Here is an 11,653-nt window from a genome sequence, read left to right as displayed (position 1 = left end):
GCTTCTTCCCGGCTGAAGGTCCAGCATGGTTTCCCGGTTGATCAGGGCGTAGACGATCAGGAGGGGGATCTTGTGGGTGACCTTTTCGGGCAGGTAATGCTTCAGGCGTACCCGGTCCTCCTGGTAGACCACCTCGTAGGGCGTGGGGGCGATATCCGTTTCCAGAGGGCCTAACAGCACCTCGGAGGCTTTCTGGGCGCGTTCCTTGGCCTTTTCCGTGCCTTCTGCCAGATTCTTGATGATCAGATCCACGGCTATCGGCTGACTCATGACACACCTCCTTTATTCCTGGGGGAGGATCGCCTCTTCCAGGCGGTCCAATCGTTTGTCCTGTTCCCTGACGCGCTTTTTCAGGACATGGAATTCCTTGTAGAGTTCGTCCATCTCCTTGTTGGTGGGGATGGGAAGGGTGTTCAGCATGTCGCAGAGCACCTCCTCCCTGGCCTGTTTGTATTTCACGAGGGCGTTGATGGTATCGGACATGACGCGGATGTATTCCGGGGACTGGAGCAGGGTCATGTAGTGGCCTTCGAGGATCTTGATGTACATGTTGTAATACTCCTTGACGTCGCTGGGGACGTCCCCCTTCTCCATCATCTCTTCGGTTTTTTCCTGCATGACCTTGGCTGTCTTTTCGAAGGGGACGCTGAACAGGTAGAGGAATTCCGACAGCGCCACCTGGAACTGGCTGGTTTCATCCATGAACCGGTTGATCCGCTCCTGGTAGAAGCGGGTCAATCCCAGGGCCGGAATGTTGAAAAATTTCTGGAACTCCTTTTCGTAGGTCTCCTTCCACGACTTGAAGACGTTTTCATCGATGCCCTCGAATTTGTAGGCTTCCGTGTGCCTGCCCATCCTGGATACCTGCTCCGTCCACTGTTTCTGCATCTCGACATAGCTGTTGACCCCCTGCTGGATCATGCTCATGGAGGTTTCGGGGAGGGTATCCATGCCCTGGAGCACGGCGTTGATCGTCTCGGGATCGCTCAGTTTAGCTATCATCAGGTGGAGCATTTTGCCGCCGGAAAGCAGCATCTTCTGAGCCTGGGACGCCGGATTTTTTCCGAATTTTTCGGACCCCGCGCCGGCCTGAGCCCCCAGCATCTGGCGCCAGAAATCGGTGGTTGATTTTGTCCAGGCGTTCATCCATGCGGCCGGATCGGTCTCGGTCTTCTTGTTTTCTGCCATGCGTGTCCTCCTTTATCTTCGGGCTTTATCTTCGGGCTTGGTTTTCCGGGTATCCACACAGAGGGAGGTTCGCCCGGGCGCCGCCCCCGACTGGATGACCCTGTCCATCCGGGATTCGTCTGCCGTCGGGTCGAGGCTCAGGAAAGGGATGAACCCGGTTCCTCGACCTGGACGCGGCATCGAACGGCAACATGCCCCTGAGGGTGCCGGGTGGTGCCAACAACCTTTGTGGATGCCGCAATAAACCGATATAAAATGAAATGCGAAAAACAGGTGTCAAAGATCGGCCTGGGTCGGGTGACGGTTGGGGATCGCAATCTGCCGAGGCCGAGGTCGCCTGAGCCTCGACGGATTGATGCTGCGGCGGATGTTTCCGGAAGGTTATGGATGATTCGGATGCGTCAGCGGCGGATCCCTGCGAAGGCGGTTCCGGGCGGTCTGCGAGAATGGGGGCGGAACCCGCTGCCTGAAACAATTGAAGCACAAGTCTCCATTTTTCTCAAGAAAATTGTCGCGCCGCCGTCCCCGATGCGACGGAACCGGGCCGCAAGGCCCGCGGTGCGCTCCTGCAACGTCCGCCGTCTCATCCCACCCTGACGATGACCGAATCCAACGCGGCGAGATCCGCGACGGGGATGTGGCACAGGATGTGGTGCTTGCCCTGGACCTGGCGCCAGGGCGGGGTCTCGGTCTCGCAGATTTTTCCGCCGTCGGGGAGCATGCTCCGCCGGGGGCACCGGGTGTGGAAGCGGCACCCCGCGGGCGGGTCGAGGGCGCTCGGGACGTTGCCGCTCAGGCGGATCGACTTCTGGACGGCCGCAGGGTCGGGGATGGGCACCGCCGACAGCAGGGCCTCTGTGTAGGGGTGGTAGGGCGGCGCGTAGATCGTCTCCGCGGGGCCCATCTCCATGATCTGGCCCAGGTACATGACGGCCACGTCGTCGGAGAAGAACCGGACCACGGAAAGGTCGTGGGCGATGAAGATGAGGGTGGTGCCGAAGGTCCGCTGGATCTCCAGGAGGAGGTTGAGGACGGCCGCCTGGACCGAGACGTCGAGGGCTGACACGGGTTCGTCGCAGATGACCATGTCCGGCCGGCTGGCCAATGCCCGGGCGATGCCCACCCGCTGCTTCTCGCCGCCGGAGAGCTGCCGGGGATACCGGTCGGAGTACGCGGGGCTCAGGCGGACGGCCTTCAGGAGGCGCATGACCTCCTCGCGGGTATCGGCCTTGGAGAGTTTCTGAAAGCGCCGGATGGGGCGGGCGATCTGGCGGCCCACGGTAAAGGCCGGGTTGAGGGTGGCGTCGGGGTTCTGAAAGACCATCTGGATGTCGCGGATGATGCGGGTCGCCCGCTGGGTGACGGGCTGGGTGATGTCGACGCTCAGAAACTCCAGTTCCCCCTCGGTGATGTTTTCGAGCCCGATGATGCCCTTGACCAGGGTCGATTTGCCGCACCCCGACTCGCCGACGATGCCCAGGGTCTTTCCCTTGGCGACGCTGAGGGAGATGTTGTCCACGGCCTTGACGTAGCGGGGTTTTTCCAGGCCGAAGAGGCTCCTGATGGAGCTGGCCTCGGTCTCGTAGTAGACCTTGAGGTGGTTGAGGCTGAGGAGGGTCTCCGCTTCGACCGGCGCCGGAGGGGCCTCCTGCTTTCGGATCTTCGCCTGGATCCTGGCCAGCAGCCCGTCTTCCCGGACCTTCCGGGCCCGGATGCAGCGGGCCGTGTGGCCCTCGCCCACCTCCGCCGGCATGGGCCAGGCGGCGGTGCAGGCCGGTATGGCGTAGTCGCAGCGGGGCGCGAAGATGCAGGCATCGTCCGGCCGCCGGTCGGGCGGCGGCACCCGTCCGGGGATCGGGCTGAGGGTCGATGACGCCTTGTCCTCGCCGAGGCGGGGGATGCAGCGGAGCAGCCCCCGGGTGTAGGGGTGGGAGGGGGCTTCGAACAGGGTCGCGACCGGGGCGCTCTCCACCGCCTGGCCGGCGTACATGACGCACATGTGGTCGCTCACCCGGGCCACGACCCCCAGGTTGTGGGAGATGAAGAGGATGCCGGTACTGAATTCCGTTTTAAGCTCCTCCACCAGGTCCAGAACCGTTGCCTCGACGGTCACGTCCAGGGCGGTGGTGGGCTCGTCCATGATCAGGAGGGAAGGCCTGTTGAGCATGGCCATGGCGATGACGACCCGCTGCTGCTGACCTCCGGAAAGCTGGTGGGTATACCGCTTCATGACGGCCCCGGGGTCGGGCATGTGGACCCGGCGGAGCATCTCCACGCAGCGCTCCCGCGCGTCCGCCTCGCGGATCCCCTGGTGGCATGTCAGCACCTCGGAGAGCTGCCGGCCGATGCGGACGGAGGGGTTCAGGGCCGCCATGGGGTCCTGGTAGACCATGGCGATGCGGTTGCCCCGCAGGCGGTTCAACTCCCGCTGGGACCGCCCCACCAGCTCCCCGCCTTCAAACCGGATGCTCCCGCCGATGATCCGGCCGTTCTGCCCCAGGAAATCGACGATGCCGAAAGCGACGGTGCTCTTCCCGCAGCCGGATTCGCCCACGATGCCCAGGGTCTCGCCCCGTCGGATCCGGAAGGATACGTCCCGGACCGCCGGCAGGAGCCCGTTTCGGGTCTTGTAGGAGATATAGAGCCCTTCGACCTCCAGGATGACGGATGGCTCCGGGGTGCCGGGTGCTGGTTGATCGGTCATGGGTCTTGTCCGCCCTTTGCTCGGTTGAAGGTGAGGGTCCGGATGCCCTGGCTACCGGTACCGCATGGTCTCCTCCCGCAGCCCGTCGGCCAGGAGGTTGAGGCCCACGACCAGGGAGGCGATGGCCAGGGAAGGCCAGAGGGCGGCCCAGGGGCTTCCCGCGAGGATGAACTCCCGGCCCTTGGCCACCATGCTCCCCCAGTCCGGGGACGGGGGCGGCAGGCCCAGTCCCAGGAACCCGAGGGTCCCCATGGCGAAGATGGCGTACCCCACCCGGAGCATGGCGTCGATGATGATGGGCCCCCTGGCGTTGGGCAGGATCTCCACGAACATGATGTACCAGATGCTCTCCCCGCGGGTTTCCGCCGCCCGGACATAGTCCCGGGTGCGGATGTCGAGGGTGAGGCTCCGGACCAGCCGCGCCACCCCCGGGGTCCCGACGATGGCGATGGCGAAGACCACGTTGAGGGCCGAGGGGCCGATGGCCGCCACGATGATCAGGTAGAGGAGGATGATGGGGATGGCCATCATGGCGTCCAGGAGGCGCATGACGATCTCGTCCATCCAGCCGCCCCGGTATCCGGCCAGGAGCCCCAGGGTCGCCCCCAGGAGCAGGGAGGCGAGCACGCCCCAGACGGCCGTGCCGCCGGGCAGCCAGAACTTTTCGGTGACGGGCAGGATGACCAGGACGATGCGGGCGCCGTGGGCCAGGCGGGACCAGATATCCCGCCCCAGTTCGTCGGTGCCCAGCACATGGGCCGCGGACGGACCCTGGTTGGGGGCCTTCCAGTCCTGCTCCGTGGGGCTGTAGGTGGTGATATGGGGGGCGAGTAGGGCCGAGAACACCCAGAACAGCACCAGTATCAGCCCGACCACGGCAGTATTGGAGGCAAAGAGGACGGCAAGCCCGTTTTTCAGGCTTCCGGCCAGGGTTTTCCCCTCGTTCGCTTCCCCGGTCATCGTCTCTGGCGGTATGGTTTCGTTCATGTCCCCTCCATTGGGTGTCCCGTTCGCGGCCCTATGTGTATCGAATTCGGGGATTGAGAAAGGTGTAGATGACGTCCGCCGCCAGTTGCGTCCCCACGGCCACGAGCACCATGACCATGGTGCCGGCCTCCAGTGCGTTGATGTCCTTGTAGAGGGCCGAATCGAGCAGGTACTGGCCCAGGCCGGGATACCCGAAGACCACCTCCACGATGACGATTCCCCCCATAAGCCAGTTGACGTGGAGCATGATGACGGTGATGGGGGCGATGAGTGCGTTTCTCACGGCATGGCCGAAGACCACCTTCCGGTAGGGGAGCCCCTTCAGAAAAGCCGTCCGGATGTAGGCGGAGCGCATCACCTCGGCCATGCTGGCCCGGGTGATGCGGAGCACGTAGCCCAGCTCGATGAGGGTCAGGGTCAGGACCGGGAGGATCAGCATGTCAGGCCGCTCCCAGGGGGCCTTTTCGCCGAAAACCGTCGACCCGGGCACCACCTGGAGCCAGGTGGCGAAGATTAAGATGAGAAAGATACCCGTGGCGAACTCGGGAACGACCGAGAACATCATCCCGGTGACGGAGAGAAACCGGTCTTTGAAGGAGCCTTCCTTGAGGCCCGCGATGATGCCGAGGAGGAGGGCCAGGGGCATGACGATGACAAAGGCGATGGACGCCAGCACGAGGGAGTTGCGGAGCCGCACGAAGAGGCTTTTCCCCACGGGCCGTCCGGTCCTGAGGGACACCCCCGGATCCCCCCGCAGGAACCCCTTCTTGAGGGGGATGTAGGCCAGGGGGCCGCCGCTGGTTTCCATCCAGCCCGTGCCGACCACGAAGGTCCAGACCTTCCGGTCCGACCCTTTTTCCCAGAGGACGGCGTGGTTCTGGCGGTCGACGCCCCAGAAGACGGCAGTGCCGTCCCCGCGGCTTTTCCACCGCCCGTTGTCCGGGTGCCGGGTGACCGTGCCGTCGTCCCGGCGGGTGAAGGCGATGAGGTCGTCCCCCGCGATATCCCACCGCACCATCCGGCCGTCCTGGCCGACGGCCCACCACTCCTCGAACCCCTTGGAGGTGGAGATCTTCCTTAAGGCCATCCCCACCTTTCGGGAGGCCGTGATGTCGCTGCCGAACAGCCAGTAAAGGTAGCGGGTGGCCGCCGGCTGATCCAGCCCCATCTGCTTCAGGAACGACTGCTCTTGTTCGGGGGTGATGAAGGCCCCCAGGATATTCTTGGCGACGTTTCCGGGCGATGATTCGACGATGAGGAAGACCGCCACGGAAACCACGATCATGGTCAGGATCAGCAGGATAAAACGCCGCAAGAGAAATTTAGCCATAATGCGTTTTCATGCCTCGGGTCGCATCCCGGCATCGGCCCGGGGCGAATGGAGGGGAAGCCGCCGGCCGCAATTCCTCCGGCCGGCGGCGGGATGGATCAGGCGCTCAGCCAGGCGCTGCCGAGCTTCAGGTACAGGCTGGGGTGGGCCTTCACGCCCTGGACCCGCTTGGTGGTGATGGTCCAGACGTTGATCCAGAAGGCGTTGGCGATGGAGCCGCGATCCTGCTGGATCTTTTCCAGTTTGCAGAAGATCTGGCGCCGTTTTTCCAGGTCGAGGGTCCCGTTGGCCTCCTTCAAGAGGGTCGAGAACTCCGGATCGATCCACCGGGATTCGTTCCACGGCACGGGTTTTCCCGCATCGTCGGCCGTGTAGGCCAGGTTGAGGACCATGGTGCCCAGGGGGCGGTGGGCCCAGGTGGTGATGCCCAGGTCGACCTCGGTCCATTTCTCCCAGTACTGGCTGTTGGGCATGGTCTGAATATTGATGCGGAACCCCGCGGGGGCCGCGTCCTGCTTGAGGATCTCGGCGTACCGGACGATCTCCTTCCAGCCGCTGCCCGCCGCCAGGTTGACGTCGAGGCCGTTCGGATAGCCGGCCTCCGCCAGAAGCTGCCGGGCCTTCTCGGGGTCGTATTTCGGCGTGTCGATGGGGCAGAATTCGGGATGCTTGGGGCTGACGTGCATGTCCTGGCCCACCATGCCCTCCCCGAAATAGGCCAGGGAGAGAATCTTCTCCCGGTGCTGGCAAAGCTTGAGTGCGGTGCGGACCCGGTTGTCCGACCAGGGCTTCATGTCGACGCGCATCCGGAGGACCCGGGTCTGGTTGGTGGCCACCGGAAGCACGTTGACCCGCTTGTCGTCCTTGAGGGCCTGGTATGCCTCGGTGGAGCCGATGTCGCCGAAATCGAGGAGGTCCACCTCGCCGGCCTGGATGGCGGCGATCATGGGGGGCATCTCGGTGCCCATGTCGATGAACTCCAACGTGTCGATATAGGGCAGGGGGCTGCCGTCCGCGCCCTTTTCCCAGTAGTCGTTCCGGCGCTTGAGGACGCAGCGCTCGCCCTCGCGGTAGGATTCCAGAACGTAGGGACCCGTGCCGTGGGGCGCCTTGATGAAGTCTCCCTCGAAGGTCCGGCTGTTCAGCACCATGGCCGGGTAGTGGAACAGGTGCTCCGGAACCCCGATCTCGGCCGTCTTGAGATGGAGCTGGACCTGGTGGTCCGAGACCTTCTCGATGCCGGTGGGATCGAGGTACCCGCCGATCATGCCCAGCATGGAGGACCCCACGTCTTTGTTGAGCCACTGGTTGAAGGTGAAAATGACGTCGTCGGCGGTGAAATTGTCGCCGTTGTTGAACTTGACGCCCTTTCTCACGTTGAGGGTCCAGGTCTTGAGGTCTTCGCTCGCCTGCCAGTTTTCCAGGAGATAGGGGTGGGTGATGTTGTTTTCGTCGGTATAGGTCAGGTATTCGGCGACATGGCGAAGCTGGTTGGTGGGGACGATCCATGAAAACTGGGCCGGATGGGTGACCTTGTGGACCGGGGCGGCGACCTTGAGGGTGCCGCCGCGCTTGATGCTCTGGGCCATGGCCCCGAGCGGCCAGCCCATGCCTGCCATCTGGCTTGCGGCGAAGGCCGACATGCCGAGCAGGCTGGAGTACCGGATGAAATCCCGGCGGGACATCTTTCCCTTGTCGAGGTTGCGCTTGTATTCCAGGATGGCGGGATGGATCGCTGCGGGGTCTTTTTTCATGCATCCTCCTTGTCAGGGCAGGTGGACAGGCCGAAGGCCTGAGGCTCGAGGTAAGAGAAGCCTGCGAATGCCGCTCCCCGATGTTTCTCCGCCTGACGCTTTCCGCCTGATCTGCCGTCTATACTTTGATTGAATCACATACCTTCCACCTTCAGCATTCAGCCTGTTTTTCTGAACAAATCTACCATAATTCCCTCTTCTGTCAAGGCATCGTTTCCTGCCCCGCCCTCACACCTTCCCCAGGGCCTGATCCAGGTCGGCGATGATGTCCTCCGGGTTCTCCAGCCCCACAGAGAGTCGGATCAGGCCGTCGTGGATGCCTGCGATCCGCCGCTCCTCGGGGGTCAGGTGCTCGTGAGTGATGGTGGGCGGGTGCATGCAGATGGTCCGGCTGGTGCCGAAGGTCACGGCGTGGACCACCAGCCTGAGGCTGTTCATGAGCCGGGCCGCGCCCGCCATGCCTCCGGCGGCCACGAAGGAGAGCAGGCCGCCGTGGCCGAGCATCTGCCGGCAGGCCAGCCCGTGCTGGGGATGGGTTTCGAGGCCCGAGTAGTTGACGTGCTCCACCCCGGGATGGCCTGCCAGGAATTCTGCGACAGCCTGGGCGTTGGCGCTGTGGCGGGCCATGCGCATGGAAAGGGTCTCCACGTACTGGAGGGTCATCCAGGCCTCCATGGGCTGCATGACGGCGCCCACGAACTCGGTGGTGTTCCAGCGGATATCCTCGACCAGGGACTCCTCCCCCACGAGGGCGCCGCCCAAAACGGTGGCGTTTCCGGCGATGAATTTGGAGACCGACAGGAGCACCATGTCCGCGCCCAGGGCCATGGGCTTCTGGAGTGCTGCTGTGGCGGTGGTGTTGTCGACGATCAGGGGCACCCCCCTGGCGTGGGCCGCGTCGGCCACCGCCGCGATGTCGGTGATGAAGAGGCAGGGGTTGCTGGGGGTCTCGATCCAGACGAGCTTGGTCCGGCCGTCGATCCGGCGGTCCCAGGAGGCGGGGTCGGCCGGGTCCTCCACGAACCGGAACGCGACGCCGCACCGTTCCGGGAAGATGGCGGTGGCCTGCTTGTATCCCTCGCCGAAAATGTTGAGGGAGGTGACCACGTTGTCCCCGGGCCGGGCGATGGTGAAAATGAGGTTGAAGAGGGCCTGGGACCCGGAGGCTGCGGTGATGCAGGCCTCGCCACCCTCGAGGGCGGCCAGCCGCTCCTCCAGGACGGTGTTGGTGGGGGTCCGGGTCCGGCCGTAGACCGGGCAGGGGATCTTCTCGAAGGTCTCGTAGGGATAGGTGATGGACTGCACCAGGGGCGGCACGAAGGACCGGAAATCGTTCTGGTTGACGAGGGGGTGGAAACCGGCGTGGAGCGCCTTGGTGTCGAACCCCCTCCCAGCGTCCTCCCGGACCTTCCGGGGCGCCTCGGGATCGTAGACCCACGGGTCCCTGATAAAGAAATGATCGGTTTTGCTCATGATTGCGGGTGTCGCTCCTTTTTTGGGTTATGTTATGGATGAGGGGAGGGTCAGCGCCCGGCGTTGCTGCCGTCGATCCAGGCCTGCTCGCGCTGGACAATGGCCTTGATGGCGCGGCGGACCTCTTCGGGCAGGGGTTCGGTCCGGTGCTTCTTCAGGATTTCGTCGATGGCCGTCGCGGCCTGCTGTTCCATGGTCATGCCGCCTTTTTTAAGCCAGAGGGAGTAGGGGCCCTTATCGAACAGCCGGGAATGGAACGGCTCCTTGTAATGCCTCAGGGTATGAGGGTGCTGGAGGTAGCTGCCCGTGGGGCCGAGTTCGTCGATCACGTCCAGGGCCAGGGTCTCGTCGTCCACCACCACCCCCCGGGTGGCGGCCCGGAGGAACCCGATGGTTTCGTTGGCAATAACCTGGAGCTGGAGGGACCCCTGGAGCCCGGCGTCCATGAAGCCCACGTCGTGGACGATGTTGGCGCCGTGGATCAGGGCCGTCATGAGGCTCACGGTGATCTCCATGCCCGCCTGCTGGTCCAGGACCTTGGCGTCGGTGGCGCCGCCCAGGCCGAAGACCGGGAGCCCGTAATATTTGCCCATGGCGGTGGGGACGCCCTGCTCGTCGGCCAGGACGTAGTTGCCGACCATGGTCTTGAGGTTGTACGGGCCGCCGTTCCATCCCGGGACCGCCACCGGCGACCCTTCCCGGACGAGCTGGGCCAGGACGACGCCGGTCAGGATGCCGGCGTTCATGGATGCCATGCACCCGGCGGTGGTGGCCGGGGAGTTGACGCCGCCGGCGTTGAGGGGGATCCAGAGCTGGGGCAGGCCTTTTTCAGCCAGGTAGATGCATTTCCGGAGGGCCTCCTGGTTGGCCGTGAGGCCCGAGGTCACGTTGATGTAGCAGGTGGCGAAGGGGTGCCGCCGGAAGGCCTCCTCGCCCCCGGCGACAGCCTCGCACATCTCGACGGCGGCCCTGCACCCCTCGAAATCCGGGGAGACGAAGACGATGGGCTTGGTGGTATGGTTGAGCATGACCTCCATCTGGTAGCGGTCGTAGATCTGCTGGTCCACGTCGGAAGGAAGAAAGAGGGACATGACGAAATCGATCTCGGGCAGGGCGTCCATCACGGTGACGGCATCGATAACGTCCTGGAGGACGGGCTTCCGCCGCAGGCCGGTGCGGTGGTCCAGGATGTTGAGGCAGTCGGAGCCGCCGCCGTAATAGGTCCGGTATCCCCAGGCCCGGATGGCGGGTTGCTTATTCCGGTCGTAGAGGGTGAGCCGCCGGGGGACCTGGGCCAGGGCCCGGGCCACCATAAACTCCGGGATGCGGACGCGGATCCCGTCGGCACGTGCCCCGCCCCCTATCAGGATCTCCCTGGCCTGTTCATCATGGACGTCCACGCCGGTCCGTTCGAGGATCTCCAGGGTGGCCATGTGGATCTTTTCGCATTCCTGCCGGCCCATGCGGGCGTAGTGGGCGCTCTCCATGCGTGAATCGTGGGTGGATATCATCTTTTCCTCGCTGCTGATGTATCGGGTGGGAGGATGGACGCGCGATGGCCGGCGGCGGCGATCGAATCCGTCTTCCGGTTTATTCCAAAATGTCGTCGACGCCCCGGTCGGCGGGCCGGCCGGTGTCGTCCCAGCCCATGGCCGCGTAAAACTCGGCGACCATGCCCTTGAATTTCGATCGGTCCAGCGGTCCGTCCCCGGTGAAGAACATCTCCGGGAGGTCGTCGTCGGCCGGGCCTGAGCCGAGGTCGAGATTGATGAGGCGCTCGATGTCGGCGGTCCGCCGGCCGATGTCGAATAGCTCCCCGGCCGTCATGTCCCACCCGGTCTGGGCGGAGGCGAGGCGGGCCTCGCCCTCCAGGTCGAAGGCCCCGATCATGGAGAGGGCAGGGACCTTGCAGATGCCCAGGCTGTCCAGGATGATGTTGACCAGGACCGCCCGTTGCACCATGCGGCCCTTGCCCTCATAGCGCTGCGGGTCCAGGGCCTTTGCCGTCCCGAAGGCCCGGGCCGCCTGCGCCGGGGTCCAGCGGTGCTCCATGGAGGCGTAGACGTTATTATAGTCGCCGCCCCGGCTCGATATGGCGTATCCCAGGGCCGATCCCAGGAGGGCCGCCGGGTGGTAGGCGGTGAGTTCGAGCCCCTTGACGTGGGCGGCAAAGCGTTCGGCGCCATGGCCGATGGCTTGGGCCGCCCGGCGCACGCC

The 11,653-nt window shown here is 64.4% G+C and carries 8 protein-coding genes and 1 pseudogene; all 9 read right to left on the bottom strand.

Annotation, left to right across the window (positions count from 1 at the left end; translation table 11 throughout):
• Positions 1-270, bottom strand: a pseudogene (locus tag ACEW8N_RS14655) (class III poly(R)-hydroxyalkanoic acid synthase subunit PhaC); the annotation flags it as partial.
• A 12-nt stretch (positions 271-282) separates the two neighbouring features.
• Positions 283-1,188, bottom strand: a complete 906-nt coding sequence (locus tag ACEW8N_RS14650; protein WP_373500581.1) for a poly(R)-hydroxyalkanoic acid synthase subunit PhaE — start codon at positions 1,186-1,188, stop codon at positions 283-285.
• Positions 1,189-1,771: 583 nt separating this feature from the next.
• Entirely contained in the window at positions 1,772-3,892 is a 2,121-nt protein-coding gene (locus ACEW8N_RS14645) for a dipeptide ABC transporter ATP-binding protein (protein ID WP_373500580.1), read from the bottom strand.
• Between the two features lie 51 nt (positions 3,893-3,943).
• Entirely contained in the window at positions 3,944-4,879 is a 936-nt protein-coding gene (locus tag ACEW8N_RS14640; protein ID WP_373500579.1) for an ABC transporter permease, read from the bottom strand.
• Positions 4,880-4,910: 31 nt separating this feature from the next.
• Positions 4,911-6,209, bottom strand: coding sequence for an ABC transporter permease (locus ACEW8N_RS14635; RefSeq protein ID WP_373500578.1), 1,299 nt, complete (start codon positions 6,207-6,209; stop codon positions 4,911-4,913).
• Between the two features lie 98 nt (positions 6,210-6,307).
• On the bottom strand, positions 6,308-7,963 hold the full coding sequence (locus ACEW8N_RS14630; protein WP_373500577.1) for an ABC transporter substrate-binding protein: 1,656 nt from the start codon (positions 7,961-7,963) through the stop codon (positions 6,308-6,310).
• Between the two features lie 228 nt (positions 7,964-8,191).
• Positions 8,192-9,436 carry a PLP-dependent aspartate aminotransferase family protein gene (locus ACEW8N_RS14625; protein ID WP_373500576.1) on the bottom strand — a complete coding sequence of 415 codons (1,245 nt, stop codon included), beginning with the start codon at positions 9,434-9,436 and terminating at the stop codon, positions 8,192-8,194.
• A gap of 50 nt (positions 9,437-9,486) precedes the next feature.
• Positions 9,487-10,947 carry a trimethylamine methyltransferase family protein gene (locus ACEW8N_RS14620; RefSeq protein ID WP_373500575.1) on the bottom strand — a complete coding sequence of 487 codons (1,461 nt, stop codon included), beginning with the start codon at positions 10,945-10,947 and terminating at the stop codon, positions 9,487-9,489.
• A gap of 79 nt (positions 10,948-11,026) precedes the next feature.
• On the bottom strand, positions 11,027-11,653 hold a 627-nt coding region (locus tag ACEW8N_RS14615), incomplete at its 5' end, for an aldehyde ferredoxin oxidoreductase C-terminal domain-containing protein (RefSeq protein ID WP_373500574.1).

The organism is Desulfococcus sp., assembly GCF_041737845.1.
Taxonomy (GTDB): Bacteria; Desulfobacterota; Desulfobacteria; order Desulfobacterales; family Desulfococcaceae; genus Desulfococcus.
Note: the sequence above shows the minus strand (reverse complement) of the source record. Positions and strands in the feature narration are given on the sequence as shown.